At 73.7% G+C, this 15,556-nt stretch carries 12 protein-coding genes and 2 pseudogenes; 4 read left to right on the top strand and 10 right to left on the bottom strand.

The features are described from left to right. Positions 1–7: 7 nt before the first annotated feature. Positions 8–202, bottom strand: a complete 195-nt coding sequence (locus AMK31_RS07135) for a DUF3046 domain-containing protein (protein WP_073939515.1) — start codon at positions 200–202, stop codon at positions 8–10. An 80-nt stretch (positions 203–282) separates the two neighbouring features. Between AMK31_RS07135 and AMK31_RS07140 the strand changes: the two genes are divergently transcribed. Then, on the top strand, positions 283–1,227 hold the full coding sequence (locus AMK31_RS07140) for a hypothetical protein (RefSeq protein WP_073939516.1): 945 nt from the start codon (positions 283–285) through the stop codon (positions 1,225–1,227). A 3-nt stretch (positions 1,228–1,230) separates the two neighbouring features. Here the strand turns inward: AMK31_RS07140 and AMK31_RS07145 are convergent, their stop codons facing one another. The 3 genes and pseudogenes from AMK31_RS07145 to AMK31_RS07155 all read right to left on the bottom strand — a co-directional run. Continuing rightward, positions 1,231–1,539 carry an AzlD domain-containing protein gene (locus AMK31_RS07145; RefSeq protein ID WP_073939517.1) on the bottom strand — a complete coding sequence of 103 codons (309 nt, stop codon included), beginning with the start codon at positions 1,537–1,539 and terminating at the stop codon, positions 1,231–1,233. After that, positions 1,536–2,258 carry an AzlC family ABC transporter permease gene (locus AMK31_RS07150; protein WP_073939518.1) on the bottom strand — a complete coding sequence of 241 codons (723 nt, stop codon included), beginning with the start codon at positions 2,256–2,258 and terminating at the stop codon, positions 1,536–1,538. Before AMK31_RS07150 ends, AMK31_RS07145 begins: the two co-directional genes overlap by 4 nt. 20 nt (positions 2,259–2,278) lie before the next feature. Continuing rightward, positions 2,279–3,120, bottom strand: a pseudogene (locus tag AMK31_RS07155) (AraC family transcriptional regulator); the annotation flags it as partial. 126 nt (positions 3,121–3,246) lie between these two features. Here AMK31_RS07155 and AMK31_RS07160 point away from each other — a divergent pair. The 3 genes and pseudogenes from AMK31_RS07160 to AMK31_RS07170 all read left to right on the top strand — a co-directional run. Further along, positions 3,247–8,229, top strand: a complete 4,983-nt coding sequence (locus tag AMK31_RS07160; RefSeq protein ID WP_073939519.1) for an ATP-dependent helicase — start codon at positions 3,247–3,249, stop codon at positions 8,227–8,229. 77 nt (positions 8,230–8,306) lie between these two features. After that, the gene (locus tag AMK31_RS07165) at positions 8,307–9,167 is read left to right on the top strand and encodes an Fpg/Nei family DNA glycosylase (protein WP_073939520.1); all 861 of its coding nucleotides are present in this window, start codon (positions 8,307–8,309) and stop codon (positions 9,165–9,167) included. 31 nt (positions 9,168–9,198) lie between these two features. Next, positions 9,199–9,960, top strand: a pseudogene (locus AMK31_RS07170) (SDR family NAD(P)-dependent oxidoreductase); the annotation flags it as partial. Between the two features lie 499 nt (positions 9,961–10,459). Here AMK31_RS07170 and AMK31_RS07180 read toward each other — a convergent pair. From AMK31_RS07180 to AMK31_RS07205, 6 genes are all read right to left on the bottom strand, one after another. Beyond that, positions 10,460–10,930 carry a Dps family protein gene (locus AMK31_RS07180; protein ID WP_073939521.1) on the bottom strand — a complete coding sequence of 157 codons (471 nt, stop codon included), beginning with the start codon at positions 10,928–10,930 and terminating at the stop codon, positions 10,460–10,462. A gap of 193 nt (positions 10,931–11,123) precedes the next feature. Next, positions 11,124–11,504, bottom strand: coding sequence for a helix-turn-helix domain-containing protein (locus tag AMK31_RS07185; RefSeq protein ID WP_043504588.1), 381 nt, complete (start codon positions 11,502–11,504; stop codon positions 11,124–11,126). Positions 11,505–11,613: 109 nt separating this feature from the next. Continuing rightward, a complete protein-coding gene (locus tag AMK31_RS07190; RefSeq protein WP_073939522.1) occupies positions 11,614–12,159 on the bottom strand; it encodes a CinA family protein in 546 nt (181 codons plus the stop codon). Continuing rightward, positions 12,156–13,100 (bottom strand): CDP-diacylglycerol--glycerol-3-phosphate 3-phosphatidyltransferase, encoded by a 945-nt coding sequence (pgsA, locus tag AMK31_RS07195; protein WP_073939523.1) that lies wholly within the window; start codon positions 13,098–13,100, stop codon positions 12,156–12,158. The genes AMK31_RS07190 and pgsA overlap by 4 nt, the downstream gene beginning before the upstream one ends. After that, positions 13,097–14,569: a 30S ribosomal protein S12 methylthiotransferase RimO gene (rimO, locus tag AMK31_RS07200; RefSeq protein ID WP_073939524.1), complete on the bottom strand. Its 1,473-nt coding sequence runs from the start codon at positions 14,567–14,569 to the stop codon at positions 13,097–13,099. The genes pgsA and rimO overlap by 4 nt, the downstream gene beginning before the upstream one ends. Positions 14,570–14,662: 93 nt before the next feature. Further along, positions 14,663–15,502 carry a helix-turn-helix domain-containing protein gene (locus tag AMK31_RS07205; RefSeq protein ID WP_073939525.1) on the bottom strand — a complete coding sequence of 280 codons (840 nt, stop codon included), beginning with the start codon at positions 15,500–15,502 and terminating at the stop codon, positions 14,663–14,665. Positions 15,503–15,556 lie beyond the last annotated feature (54 nt).

Consider the following 15,556-nt stretch of genomic DNA (forward strand, 5'->3'; position numbering starts at 1 on the left):
TGATCTGTCAGCGCTGTTCCTGTGGCACGTGCATGACGTCACACACCACGCGCCACACGTCCTTGGCGTCCCAGCCGGCGGCCAGTGCCTCGTGCACGGTGCGCCCGCCGAGTTCCGACATCACATGATCGCGCGCGAAGGTGTCGGCGTACCCCGTCCCGAAGTGCTCCGCCATCCGCTCCCAGAAGACCGTCAACCGCATGCCACCAGTATCCCGCCCCTGAGAGTGGGCCCGGGCGGGGACCGCTCGCCCGGCTCCCTTTTCGCCCTACGGTCTGAGCCATGGCCGAAACAGGAGCATCCCCACTCCCCTCATCGCCCCCGGCGCGCTCCCCGCTCTTCCGCGCCGAACACTTCGTCTGGCTCACCGCGCGGGTGCTGGAACAGCGCCTCTTCGCGTACCACTTCCTCAACGGCGGCGCCGATCCCGTCGAGACGGCGCTGGACGCCCACCGCAACCAGGACGGCGGCTACGGCCACGCCCTGGAGCCCGATCTGCGCGGCCCGGTCAGCCAACCGCTGCACACCGCGCGGGCCCTGCGCGTGCTGGACTCGATCGGCCGCTGCGGCGGACAGCGCGTGGAGCGGGTGTGCCGCTACCTGACCTCGGTGTCCACTCCCGACGGGGCACTGCCCGCCGTCCATCCCAGCCAGCGCGGCTACCCGGCCGCCCCTTTCGTGCCGATCGTGGACGATCCACCCAGCGAGCTGCTGGCCACCGGCCCGGTGGTCGGCCTGCTGCACCGCAACGAGGTGTGGCACGCGTGGCTGTTCCGCGCGACGGACTTCTGCTGGCAGGCGGTGGAGACGCTGGAGCGTTCGCACCCCTACGAGATCCAGGCCGCCGTGGCCTTCCTCGACTCGGCGCCCGACCGCCCCCGCGCGGAGGCGGCCGCCGACCGCCTGGGCCGCCTGGTGCGCGAGCAGCGGCTCGCGGCCCTCGACCCGGACCGTCTGGACGCCTTCCCCGTCGCCCCCGGCTACGCCCCGGGCGAGCACCACTTCCCGTACGACTACGCGAGGACACCGCAGTCCCTCGCGCGCGCGTGGTTCACCGACGACGAGATGGCGCGCGCCCTGGACCATCTGGCGAGCGAGCAGCAGGAGGACGGCGGCTGGCCGATTCTCTGGCGGCAGTGGGCACCCGGCGCCACCCTGGAGGCCCGCCCCATGGTGACCATCGAGGCCCTGCGCACCCTGAGGGCCCACGGCCGCCCGATCGGCTGACCCTCAGCCGCCCAGCGCCCGCACCCCCGCGGTCACCACCACGGCCGCCGCCACGACGAGCAGGAACGGGGCGCGCAGCAGCAGCGCCACGCCGGCCGCGGCGACCCCGGCGGCCCTCGCGTCCAGCACCAGTGCCTGCCCGTCGGCGAAGGTCTGCTGGGCCGTGAGGGCGGCGAGCAGGGCGACCGGCAGCAGCGCGGCGAGCCGCCGGACCAGCGGCCGCTCCAGCAGTCCGGCGGGGACGAGCAGCCCGGCGAGCTTGACGGCGTAGCAGCCCGCGGCCGTGACGGCGATGGCGATCCAGGTGTTCACCGGTCTCCCACCTCCCGGCGGCCACGCGCCCACAGCACCACGGGCGCCGCGAGAGCGGCCACCAGGACCGGCACTCCGGCGGGCAGGACGGGCAGCAGCCCGAGCCCCAGGACGACGGCGAGCACGGCGACGGCGCGCTCGGTGGCCGTCCGCAGCATCGGCGCCAGCAGCGCCAGGAACACCGCGGGCCCGGCCGCGTCGAGGCCCCAGGCGTCGGTGTCACCGATGGCCTCGGCACCGAGCGCGCCGAGGAACGTGGTGAGGTTCCACAGGACATAGAGGCTGAGCCCGGTCACGGCGAACCCGATCCGTGCGGTGCGGCGCGTCGGCTGTGCCAGGGCCACGGCCGCCGTCTCGTCGATCACCCACTGGGCGGCGAACGGGCGCACCGCGCGCGGGAGGGCCAGCAACTGCGACAGCCGCAACCCGTAGAAGGCGTTGCGCACCCCCAGGAAGAGGGCGCCTGCGGCCGCCGTGACCGGACCGCCACCGGCCGCGAGCGCCCCGACGAGCGCGAACTGGGACGCCCCGGTGAACACCAGCAGGCTGAGCACGCAGGTCTGCGCCGGCGTCAGCCCGTTGCCCGCCGAGGTCACCCCGAAGGCGAATCCGGACAGTCCTACGGCGACGCCGACTCCCAGGGCGTCCCGGACGACAGCGGCGTCCGGCTTGCCGCCGTCGTCCGCCCGTATCTCCGCGAGAGCTGTTTCCTCAGTCACCCGTCGGACGGTAGGACCAGCCGGCGGGACGCGTCTTGTACGTTCTTGCGCTCCCGCTGGTAGGCGCCCGGGGGTACCCCGACGATCCGGCTGAAGTGCCGGTTCAGGTGCGGCTGGTCCGTGAACCCGACGGCCACCGCGGCCTCGGCGGGCGAGCGGCCCGCGTCCAGCAGCCGCAGCGCCCGCCGCACCCGGGCGTCCGTCAGCCAGGCGTGCGGCGGCATCCCGTAGGCCGCGCGGAACGCCCGCAGCAGCGCGAAGGGGCTGGTCCCCAGGTCACCGGCGAGCTTCTCCAGCGTCGGCGGCTCGGTCATCCGCTCCTCCAGCACCGCGCGGGCCCGAGCCGCGACCCGCGCCCCGGCCGTCCGCACCTCGCGCTGCGGCAGCGCCCCGCCGTTCAGCCGGAGCAGCCGGGTCACCGCGACCCGCAGCAGGGTGTCGGCGGCGAGCGCGTTCCCCTCATCGGCGGCCCGCAGCACCTGGTGCACCAGACCCACGGTGTACGGATCGTCGAGCACCGGGCTGACGAACCCCGGAGTGCCCCGGATGGCGGTCGTCTCGGCGGCGATCTCCGCGACGAGTCCGGGCGACGGGTACACGGCCCCGTAACGCCACCCCTCGGGCACCCCGGCCCGCCCGGTGTGCGGGGTGTCGGGATTGACCAGTGCCAGCGCGCCCGCCCCGGCGTACTGGTCGGCCCCGCGGTGGTGGAAGACCTCGACTCCGTCGCGATGGCCGCGATCACGAAGTTCTCGTGGGTGTGCCGCACGAACGTCTTACGGACGTACCGGGCCCGGAGCAGATCGACTCCCGGCAGCTCGGCGTAGCGCCAGTGCCGCGCCCGCTCGCTCGAACCCGCCATGCACCCATTGTCGGCCAGCCGGACGGCGTACGGACACGCGACCGCCCCGGTGGTCCGGCGAGCCGCCTCCTCGACGCAAAGCCGCAGCTCAGGCCCTTTGTCAGTGCCGGGGTGCAGGATGGACGCATGGCCAGCTCCCCACGCCGAGCCCTGGACGGCTTCTCGCCCGCGACCCGCGCCTGGTTCACGGGTGCCTTCTCCGCACCCACCACCGCGCAGGCCGGCGCGTGGCAGGCGATCCGCGAGGGCTCGGACGTGCTGGTGGTCGCCCCCACCGGCTCCGGCAAGACCCTGGCCGCCTTCCTCGCCGCCCTCGACCAGCTCGCCTCCACACCTCCGCCGGCGGACCCCAAGAAGCGCTGCCGCGTCCTGTACGTCTCCCCGCTGAAGGCCCTGGCCGTCGACGTCGAGCGCAACCTGCGCAGCCCGCTCACCGGCATCCGCCACGAGGCCGTCCGCCTCGGCCTGCCCGAACCGGAGGTCAAGGTCGGCATCCGCTCCGGCGACACGCCCGCCGCCGAGCGCCGCGCCCTGTCCACCCGCCCGCCGGACATCCTGATCACCACCCCCGAGTCCCTGTTCCTGATGCTGACGTCGGCCACACGGGACGCGCTGACCGGCGTGGAGACGGTGATCCTGGACGAGGTGCACGCCGTCGCCGGCACCAAGCGCGGCGCCCACCTGGCCCTGTCCCTGGAGCGCCTGGACGAGCTGCTGCCGAGGCCGGCCCGCCGCATCGGCCTGTCGGCGACCGTCCGCCCGGTCGACGAGGTCGCCCGCTTCCTCTCCCCGCGCGGCAAGGTGGAGATCGTCCAGCCGAAGTCGGGCAAGGAGTTCGACCTGTCCGTGGTCGTCCCGGTCGAGGACCTGGGCGAGCTGGGCGGCTCCCCCGTCGCCGAGGGCACCGAGGGCGGCGAGCGCCCGTCGATCTGGCCGCACGTCGAGGAGCGGATCGCCGATCTCGTCCAGTCCCACCGCTCGACCATCGTCTTCGCCAACTCCCGCCGCCTCGCCGAACGCCTGTGCAACCGGCTGAACGAGATCGCGTACGAGCGGGCCACCGGCGAACCCCTTGACGAGCACCACGCCCCGGCCGAGCTGATGGGCGGCTCGGGCGCCGCGCAGGGCGCACCGCCGGTCATCGCGCGCGCCCATCACGGCTCGGTCTCCAAGGAGCAGCGAGCCCTCGTCGAGGAGGACCTGAAGGCCGGCCGCCTGCCCGCCGTCGTCGCCACCTCCAGCCTCGAGCTCGGCATCGACATGGGCGCGGTCGACCTCGTCGTCCAGGTGGAGTCCCCGCCCTCGGTGGCCTCCGGGCTGCAACGCGTCGGCCGCGCGGGACACCAGGTGGGCGCGGTCTCCACCGGCGTGGTCTTCCCGAAGTACCGCGGCGACCTGGTCCAGGCGGCCGTGGTCACCGAGCGCATGCGCACCGGCGCGATCGAGTCCCTGAGGGTGCCCGCCAACCCGCTGGACGTGCTGGCCCAGCAGCTCGTCGCGATGACGGCGCTGGACACCTGGCAGGTCGACGACCTGCTCGCCACCGTGCGCCGCGCGGCCCCCTTCGCCTCGCTGCCGGAGTCGGCGTTCACCGCGGTCCTCGACATGCTCGCCGGCCGCTACCCGTCCGACGCGTTCGCCGAGCTGCGCCCCCGCGTGGTGTGGGACCGCGTCGCGGGCACGGTCACGGGCCGCCCCGGCGCGCAGCGCCTCGCCGTCACCTCCGGCGGCACGATCCCCGACCGAGGCCTGTTCGGCGTCTTCCTCGCCGGGGCCGACCCGAAGAAGGGCGGCGGCCGGGTCGGCGAGCTGGACGAGGAGATGGTCTACGAGTCCCGCGTGGGGGACGTCTTCACGCTCGGCACCAGCTCCTGGCGCATCGAGGACATCACCCGCGACCGCGTCCTCGTCTCCCCCGCGCCCGGCGTCCCCGGCCGCCTGCCGTTCTGGAAGGGCGACCAGCTGGGCCGCCCGCTGGAACTGGGCCGCGCGGTGGGCGCGTTCCTGCGCGAGGTCGGCTCGCTGTCCAAGGACGACGCCCGTCTGCGCCTGCTCGCCGCCGGCCTGGACGCCTGGGCGGCGGACAACGTCCTTTCGTACCTCGACGAACAGCGCGAGGCCTGCGGCCACATCCCGGACGACCGCACGATCGTCGTGGAGCGCTTCCGCGACGAACTCGGCGACTGGCGAGTGGTCGTGCACTCCCCCTTCGGCGCCCAGGTCCACGCCCCCTGGGCCCTCGCCCTCGGCGCCAAGCTCTCCGAGCGGTACGGCATGGACGCCCAGGTCATGCACGCCGACGACGGCATCGTGCTGCGCCTGCCCGACGCCGACCTGCTGGGCATGGACCTCCTCGACCAGGAGCCGATGAAGGCGGGCGCGGAGTACGACGCCGAGCAGGCCCCCGTCGGCGCGGCCGACGTCGTCTTCGACAAGGGCGAGGTCGACCAGATCGTCACCGACCAGGTCGGCGGTTCGGCCCTGTTCGCGGCCCGCTTCCGCGAGTGCGCCGCCCGCGCGCTGCTGCTGCCCCGCCGCAATCCGGGCAAGCGCACCCCGCTGTGGCAGCAGCGTCAGCGAGCCTCCCAGCTGCTCCAGGTGGCGAGCGAGTTCGGCTCGTTCCCGATCGTCCTGGAGGCGGTCCGCGAATGCCTCCAGGACGTCTTCGACGTCCCCGGACTCGTCGAGCTGATGGGCGACCTGGAGTCCCGCAAGGTCCGCCTGGTCGAGGTCACCACCCCCGAGCCGTCCCCCTTCGCCCGCTCCCTCCTCTTCGGATACGTCGCCCAGTTCCTCTACGAGGGCGACTCGCCCCTCGCCGAGCGCCGCGCGGCCGCCCTGTCGCTGGACTCGCGGCTGCTGGCCGAGCTGCTGGGCCAGGCCGAGCTGCGCGAACTGCTCGACGCGGAGGTGCTGACCGAGCTGGAGCAGGAGCTCCAGTGGCTCACCGAGGACCGCCGCGTCAAGGACGTCGAGGGTGTCGCCGACGTGCTGCGGCTGCTCGGCCCGCTCACCGACGCCGAGCTGGCCGAGCGGGGCGCCGAGCCCCAGTGGGCCCAGGAACTGGCCGGTGCCCGCCGCGCGATCAAGGTCCGGATCGCCGGCGCCGACCACTGGGCCGCGATCGAGGACGCGGGCCGCCTGCGCGATGCCCTCGGCACTGCCCTGCCGGTCGGCGTCCCGGAGGCCTTCACCGAACCGGTGAAGGACCCTTTGGGCGACCTCCTCGCGCGCTACGCCCGCACCCACGGACCGTTCACCTCCGCGACAGCGGCCGCCCGCTTCGGCCTCGGCGTCGCGGTCACCGAGGGCGCCCTGCACCGGCTGTCGGCGTCCGGGCGGGTCGTCCAGGGCGAGTTCCACCCGGCCGGAATCGGCCAGGAGTGGTGCGACGCGGCCGTACTGCGCCGGCTGCGCCGCCGCTCCCTCGCCGCCCTGCGGCACGAACTGGAGCCGGTTCCCCCGGCCGCGCTCGCCCAGTTCCTCCCGCAGTGGCAGCACATCGGCCAGGGGCACGCCCTGCGCGGCGTCGACGGACTGGTGCGCGCCGTCGAGCAGTTGCAGGGGGCCTCGGTGCCGGCCTCCGCGCTGGAGAAACTGGTTCTGCCGTCCCGCGTGACGGGCTACACCCCGGCGATGCTCGACGAACTCACCGCCGCCGGTGAGGTGGTGTGGGCCGGTGCCGGGGCGTTGCCCGGCAAGGACGGCTGGGTCTCCCTGTACCTCGCGGACGCGGCCCCGCTGCTGCTGCCGCCTCCGCACCCTCTCGAACTGACGGCCCTGCACGAGTCCGTCCTGAACGCCCTCTCGGGTGGCTACGGCCTGTTCTTCCGTCAGATCGCCGACCAGGTACGCGCCACCACCCACCCGGACGCCACCGACCCGCAACTCGCCGACGCCCTGTGGGATCTGGCGTGGTCCGGACGCCTCACCAACGACACGCTCGCCCCGATGCGCGCCCTGCTCGGCTCGGGCCGCACCGCCGGTTCCACCGCCCACCGCGCCAAACGCGCCGTCCCGCGCGGGCGCTACGGCTCGCTGACGGCCGCCGCCCGCCCGGCCTCCCGAAGCGGCCCGCCGACCGTCGCCGGCCGCTGGTCCCTGCTCCCGCAGCGCGAGCCCGACACCACGGTGCGCGCCCACGCCCTGGCCCGCACCCTGCTCGACCGGCACGGCGTGGTGACCCGGGGCGCGGTCGCCGCGGAAGGCGTCGAGGGCGGCTTCTCCGCGATGTACCGCATCCTGTCCGCCTTCGAGGAGAGCGGCCAGGCCCGGCGCGGCTACGTGGTGGAAGGGCTCGGCGCCGCCCAGTTCGCCATGGACGGTGCGGTGGACCGCCTCCGCGCGGTGGCCAACGCCCGCGAACGCAACGCCGGCCGCCCGGACGCCGACTTCGCCCACGGCGCAGGCGTCGGCACGGGCACGGGTGCCGGCGCAGGCGCTCCGGGCCCCGGCCCCGGCGCCTTCCTCGGCGTCGACGGAGCCACCGCCGACTTCCTCGACGGAGCCCGCCCGTTGGGACCTTTCGAGGACCACTCGCCCGCCTGGTACGACGCCCCCGATGGAGGCGACCCCTTCGACGTCCCGGCCACCCACCCGATGCCGGGCGACCAGCGCACCCCACGCGGCCAGGACCGCACCGCCCCCGCCTGGCAGAACGGCGGCCGCCCACCGTACGCCCAGGCCGCCCCCGGCCGCCGCGCCTCCGGCCCGCCCGTCCCGCGCGCCGTCGTCCTCGCCGCCGCCGACCCGGCGAACGCCTACGGCGCGGCCCTCGCCTGGCCCGACCCGCCGACCGACGCCGGGCACAAGCCGGGCCGCAAGGCGGGCTCCCTCGTCGTACTCGCCGAGGGCGAGCTGGTGCTCTACATGGAACGGGGCGGCAAGACGCTGCTGGCCTGGCCCACCGACCCGGACACCACCCCCACCGACGACGCCCGGCTGCGCGCCGCCGCGGACGCCCTCGCCGACGCGGCCCGCGCGGGCTCCCTCGGCACGGTCACCGTGGAGCGGATCAACGGCGCCCAGGCACTGACGTCACCCATCGGCGCCCTCCTGGAGGGAGCGGGCTTCGTCGCGACACCCAGAGGCCTGCGCCTGCGGGCATGACCGGGAGACCAGGCAGCACCAGGCATGAGGCAGACATGACCAGGCATGACCCGCCCGCCCCGTGCCACCCTTGACCCATGCCCGAAGGAGACACCGTCTGGCAGGCCGCGAGCAGGCTGCACACCGCCCTCGCGGGCGAGGTGCTGACCCTCTCCGACCTCCGGGTCCCGCGGTACGCGACCGCCGACCTCACCGGCCGGACCGTGCTCGACGTGACCCCGCGGGGCAAGCACATCCTCACCCGCATCGAGGGCGGCCTCACCCTGCACTCGCACCTGCGGATGGACGGCTCGTGGAAGGTCTACGCGGCAGGCGAGCGCTGGACCGGCGGCCCGGCGCACCAGATCCGCGCGATCCTCGGCACCGCCGACCGCACGGCCGTCGGTTACCGCCTCCCCGTCCTGGAACTCCTCCGCACCGCAGACGAGGACCGCGCGGTCGGCCATCTCGGCCCCGACCTGCTGGGCCCGGACTGGGACCCCGGCCTCGCCCTCGCCAACCTCCTCGCCGACCCGGCCCGCCCGCTCGGCGAGGCCCTGCTGGACCAGCGCAATCTCGCCGGGATCGGCAACGTCTTCAAGAGCGAGCTGTGCTTCCTGCTGGGCGCCACCCCATGGCTCCCCGTCGGCGCGCTCCCGCCCGACCGCGCCGCCCGGCTCCCGGTCCTCGCCAAGAAGCTCCTGGAGGCCAACCGCGACCGCCCGGTCCGCAGCACGACCGGCCGCCGCGGCCAGGACCTGTTCGTCTACGGCCGGGCACCCCGCCCCTGCCTGCGCTGCCGCACCCCCGTCCGCGTCGCCGACCAGGGCGACGGCTCCCGGGACCGCCCCACCTACTGGTGCCCGACCTGCCAGACCGGCCCGGCCCCGGCCCCGGCCCCGGGCACCGGCCGCTCCAGCCGATCCGCCCATTCCAGCCGACCCACCAGCGGCAATTGACGCCCCGTCAGGTTCTACGTACCGTCCCTCCATGCTGGCCCCCGCGTACGACCTCACCGGACGCACCGCCTTCGTCACCGGCGCGGCAGGCGGCATCGGCCGCGCGTCGGCCGTCCTGCTCGCCGGCGCCGGGGCCACCGTGCACTGCGCGGACCTCGACGCACAGGGCCTGCGCGAGACGGCGGCCCTGATCGAGGAACGCGGCGGCACCGCCCGCGCCCACCCCCTCGACGTCACCGACCGCGGCGCGCTCCGGCAGGCGATGGCGGCCTGCGAACGCCTGGACGTGCTGGCCGCGATCGCCGGGATCATGCACAGCAGCCCGGTGCCGGACACCCGCGACGCGGGCCTCGACCGGGTGCTGGCCGTCAACTTCAAAGGGGTGCTGTACGCCTGCCATGAGGCGGCCCGGCTGATGCCGGCCCGGGGCACCGGCGGCAGCATCGTCACCATGGCCTCGGGAGCCGTCGACACCGGCGCCCCCGGCCTGCTCTGCTGCGGCGTCGCCAAGGCGGCCGTGGTGCAGCTGACGAAGACGCTGGCGACCGAGCTGGGCGGCCACGGCACCCGCGCGAACGCGATCGCGCCGGGCTGGACCCGTACCCCCATGACGGCCCGCCACGACGACGAGACCCGGTCCCGAACCGAGGCGGCGATGGCCCGGATGTCCCCGCTGGGCCGGGTCGGCACACCGGAGGACATCGCTCACGCGGTCCTGTATCTGGCCTGCGACGCCTCGCCCTTCACGACGGGTCAGATCCTGCGCCCGAACGGCGGGGTGGCGATGCCCTGGTGGCGTCCGCCGACGCCCTGGCGCCATCCGCCGACACCTTGGCAGCATCCACCGACGCCCCGGCAGCACCCGCCGATGCCCTGGCGGCGTCCGCCGCCCGCCAGGCGGCCCGCCAGCGCCCGGTACCGACCGCGCCGGCGGCCCGCGCCTTGGAGACCGTGTGCACCGGGAGGAGACTCAGTCCCCACCCGCCGGCCGCGACCGTCCCCTCCAGCACCCCCGCGTCCGGCGCGACCGCGACCCGGACGACCGCCCACCACCACACCGCGCCAAGCGTCAGAACGGCCCCCCAGCGCACTATCCGCCCCGCCATGGCGGCCACCTCCAGCCCGACGCCAGAACGCCGTCTCACCCCGACCGGGCCGACGCTAGACGGCCACTCTCAGCGCGGGGAGGGCGCACCACCGGCACACGGGCGCACCACTCGCGTCACCCCTACGTCCCTCGCTCACCTGCACGTCACACACTCGCCCGTACATCGCACGGACTCACCCGCACGTCACACGTTCTCCGCCTGGAACATCCAGTGATGCTTCTCGAGGTCCGCGGTGACCTGGATGAAGATGTCCTGCGACACCGGATCCGGTTCCCCGGTCGCCGCCACGCGCTCCCGCATCCGGGTGATCACCGCCCCGAGGGCGTCCACGAGCACCCGTACCGCGTCCTCGTCCTTGACCCATCCGCCGAACACCTCCCCGATGCCGCTGCCGGAGGCCACGGTCGCGGCCCGCCCGTCGGGCGAGACACCCAGGGCGGAGGCCCGCTCGGCGACCGTGTCGGAGTGCGTCCGGGCGGTGTCGACCACCTCGTCCAGTTGGAGGTGCACGGACCGGAAGCGCGGCCCCACGACGTTCCAGTGCACCTGCTTGGCGACCAACGCGAGGTCCACCAGATCGACGAGGGCGCCCTGCAGCGCGTCGGCGACGGTCTTCAGGTCCGAATCGGACAGCGGGCTCTTCACGGCGTTCATCCGCACCTCCGGCAACTCACCCAGTCGTGGCCCCTCCACGATGACCGGATCCACAAAATGCGGCAAACGGAGCACATCGCCAGACGCCCCAACAAGGGCCCAGACACGCGAAAACCCCGACCCGCTTCCCCAGGCCCCCTGGAGAAGCCCCGTCGGGGCTCACACGTCACGCTCTTTCAGAGCCGCGCCACACTCACGCGGCGACCACGTCCACCGCTTCGGCAGGCGCCTTGATGGTCACCCGTTCCGGTGGCACACCAGTCACCGAAACAGAGCCCAGCATCGGGCGAACCGGCGTGTGCACAGGCTCGCTGGGGGTGGCCGCTGCAGACTGGGCCAGCTCGGCGAGGGCGAGCTCGTCGCTCACTTCCCTCATCAGCTCGGACATCCGTACGTCCAGCGCGTCGCAGATGGCGGCGAGCAGTTCGGAGGAAGCCTCCTTCTGCCCCCGCTCCACCTCGGAGAGATAGCCGAGTGAGACTCGGGCGGACGAGGAGACTTCGCGCAGAGTACGGCCCTGGCGCTGGCGCTGCCGACGCAGCACGTCACCCAGCAGGCGACGGAGCAGAATCATCGGTGGCTCCCTCCTCGGACCGCGTAGCCGCATCCTTCACGCCCCACCGTACCGCCTCGCGCCGCGGCCGTGCGGGGAGCGATGTCGTGTTCACTCAGGGCTGCAAACATCAAAACCCCCCGTTCTGTTCCGTATCCTGTGCCCGCTCATTCCCGGTCTGTTCGCCCGCAAGCTCCTTCAGGAGCAGTGCGAGTACGCTCCGTACACTCTCCATACGAATTTCCTCGCGGTCGCCGTTCAACCGCAGCGACTCCACTTTTCCGCCACCGGCGGAACCGGAACCAGGGCCGAAGGGCCCGTCCAGCGCCATGAAAACCGTCCCGACGGGCTGTCCGTCCTGCGGATCGGGGCCGGCGACACCGGTGGTGGCGATGCCCCAGTCGGCGCCCAGCGCCTTCCGCACTCCGGCCGCCATCTGGGCCGCGACCTGCGGATCCACCGCACCTCGCTGGGCCAGCAGGGTGGCGTCGACACCCAGCAGCCGATGCTTCAGTTCGGTGGCGTACGCGGTCACGGAACCCCGGAACGCCTTGGACGCACCCGGAACCGTGGTGAGCTCCGCGGCGACCAGCCCACCGGTCAGCGACTCGGCGACGGCGACCGTCTCACCCCTCACGGTGAGTAGTCGCACCACGTCGGCTGCCGTGGACCTCACCCCTGCGTCTCCTCCAGCGCGGCCTTGCGCTCGGCGATTCCCTGCCGGCGCAGCACAATGGCCTGTCTCACATAGTCGAGGCCGGTCACGACGGTCAGTACGACCGCCGCCGCCATCACCCAGAACCGCAGGGTGGCCAGCCACCCCGTCAGCGCGAGCACATACATCCCGACGGCCACGCCCTGGGTGAGGGTCTTGAGCTTGCCGCCCCGGCTCGCCGGGATGACGCCGTACCGGATGACCAGAAAACGCAGCAGCGTGACGCCGAGTTCCCGCCCGAGGATCACCGCTGTCACCCACCACGGCAGATCGCCCAGCGCAGAGAGACAGATCAGCGCCGCTCCCATGATCGCCTTGTCGGCGATGGGATCGGCGATCTTCCCGAAGTCGGTGACGAGGTCGTAGGTGCGCGCCAGATGCCCGTCGAACAGGTCGGTGATCATGGCGATGGCGAAGGCGGCCCAGGCCAGCGAACGCCACGCCGGGTCGTACCCGCCGTCGGCCAGCATCAGGGCGACGAAGGCGGGCACGAGGAGCAGCCGGAGCATGGTCAGCAGGTTGGCGATGTTCCAGACGCTGGCCTGGTTGACCGCGGCAGCCGCGATCTTGCCGCCCCGCGCGGGCTTGGCACCCGCCGGGCCGCTGCCCGATCCGCCGTCCGCCACGCTCTCCGGCGCTGCCCCGGGCGACGCCACGGGTCCGCCCTCGGAGGAACCGACGGACGCCCCGCCGGCAGCGCCCGCAGAGGACGCCCCACCGGCATTACCGGACGACGACTCCGCGGAGCCTCCCGGCACCGAAGCGGCGACGGCGGCCCCGCGAGGCCCGGCAGCGCTCGGACCGTGGGCGGCGGCGCCCGCCGCCCCCTTGCCCGGGGCGGAAGCCGCAGCCGCGCCGTTCGCCCGGGCGGGACCGCCCGCGGCCGCCGGCACTCCGCTCATCTGCCCGCCTCCTCGCTGCCTCCGGGGTGGCCCGCCAGCGGCTCGGCCACCAGGTCGACACCCTCCGTACCGACCACCTTCGCCTCGACCATACGACCGACGCTCAGGCCCGCGCCGCTCGTGAGCAGCACCTGACCGTCCGTCTCCGGCGCCTGGTGGGCCGCGCGGCCGTAGACGCCCTCCTCGTCGTCCACCGACTCGACGAGGACCCGCACGGTCGAGCCGACGCGTTCCTCGGCACGCTGCGAGACCAGTTCCTCGGCCAGCCGGGAGACCCGGGCCAGCCGCTCGGCGACGACGTCCTCGTCGAGCTTGTTGTCGTACGTCGCGGCTTCGGTGCCCTCCTCGTCGGAGTAACCGAAAACGCCGATGGCATCCAGCCGCGCGCCGGTCAGGAAGCGCTCCAGCTCGGCCAGGTCGGCCTCGGACTCGCCGGGGAAGCCGACGATGAAGTTGGACCGCACACCGGCCTCCGGGGCCTTGCTCCGGATGGTGTCCAGCAGCTCCAGGAAGCGGTCGGTGTCGCCGAAGCGGCGCATCGCGCGGAGCACGCCGGGGGCGGAGTGCTGGAAGGAGAGGTCGAAGTAGGGGGCGACCTTGGGGGTGGAGGTCAGCACGTCGATCAGGCCGGGGCGCATCTCGGCGGGCTGGAGGTAGCTGACGCGGACCCGCTCGATGCCGTCCACCTCGGCCAGCTCGGGCAGCAGCGACTCCAGCAGGCGGATGTCGCCCAGGTCCTTGCCGTACGACGTGTTGTTCTCGGAGACCAGCATGATCTCCTTGACGCCCTGCTCGGCCAGCCACCGTGTCTCGTTCAGCACGTCGCTCGGGCGGCGCGAGATGAAGGAGCCGCGGAAGGACGGGATGGCGCAGAAGGTGCAGCGCCGGTCGCAGCCGGAGGCGAGCTTCACCGAGGCGACCGGGGCGCCGTCCAGCCGTCGGCGCAGCGGCGCGCGCGGGCCGGAGGCGGGGGCCAGGCCGTCGGGGAGGTCGGTGGGCGCGTGGCCCGGCAGGGCGACCTCCGCCGCGGACTCCTGCCGCTCGGCGGGGCTGATCGGCAGCAGCTTGCGCCGGTCGCGCGGGGTGTGGGCGGCGTGGATGCCGCCGCTCAGGATGGTCTGGAGGCGGTCGGAGATGTCGGCGTAGTCGTCGAAGCCGAGCACGCCGTCGGCCTCGGGAAGGGCCTCGGCCAGCTCCTTGCCGTACCGCTCGGCCATGCAGCCGACCGCGACCACGGCCTGGGTTCTGCCGTGGTCCTTGAGGTCGTTGGCCTCCAGCAGGGCGTCTACGGAGTCCTTCTTGGCGGCGTCGACGAAGCCGCAGGTGTTGACGACGGCGACATCGGCGTCCGCGGCGTCCTCGACGAGCTGCCAGCCGTCCGCCTCCAAACGGCCTGCGAGCTCCTCCGAGTCCACCTCGTTACGGGCGCAGCCAAGGGTGACCAGTGCGACGGTACGGCGTTCAGGCATGGGCTCAAGACTACTTCGTCCCGCTGACACCCCACGTCGACGGGGTTGGCCGATCTTGGCCGACCCCGCACCCGCTGCCCCGTTGCGACTCCCTTATCCGACCTGCGGATCACTCTTCCTGTAGGTCAGCCGCTCCACGGCACCCGGCCGGAAGTCCTCGTCGATCTTCTTCCCGTTCACGTACAGCTCGATCGCCCCGGCGTCGCCGAGGACCAGGTTGATCTCGGAGCTGTCCTGGAAGGTCTTGGACTCGCCCTGCTTGAGGAGACCGTCGAAGAGCAGCCGGCCGCTGTGGTCCTTGGCGGAGATCCAGCTGCGCCCGTCGGCCGCGCTGACCTGGACGGTGACCTTGTCGCGCGGCGCGGCCGCGATGGCGCTCTCGGTCGGGTCGGGCTTGGAGTCGGTGGGCTTGCCGGTCCCGGCGCTCGGCGAGGCGTCCTTGCTCTTCGTCGACGTGACGCCCTCGGCGACCTGCTCCTTCGACCCGCTGTCGGAGTCGCCCTTGAAGGCGGTGAACCCGACGAAGCCGACCACGGCGACGATCGCGGCGACCATGGCCGCCGTCCAGTTCGGTCCGCGCCGCTCGGGCCGGATGCGTTCCGCCTCGAACAGCGGTGCCGCCGGGGTGGGCGCGGGCCGTCCGCCGTGTTCGGCGCCGTACCGCGCGAGCAGGGGTTCCGGATCCAGGCCGACGGCCTTGGCCAGGGTCCGGATGTGACCGCGGGCGTAGACGTCTCCGCCGCAGGGCGCGAAGTCGTCCGCCTCGATCGCGTGCACGATGGCGATCCGGACCCGGGTGGCGGCGCTGACGTCGTCGACGGTCAGCCCGGCCGCGATACGCGCCTGCCGCAGCGCGTGGCCGATGGAGGGGTGGGCTTCCTCGGAAACGTCTTCGAAGGGACGCTCGTCTTCAGGGGAGTTGCCGATGGACACGGGGGCGCCTTTCGAGCGTGTAGCCACCTGCTGGAGGTTCAGTCTAGGGGGGGT

The organism is Streptomyces sp. TSRI0107, from assembly GCF_001905845.1.
GTDB lineage: Bacteria > Actinomycetota > Actinomycetes > Streptomycetales > Streptomycetaceae > Streptomyces.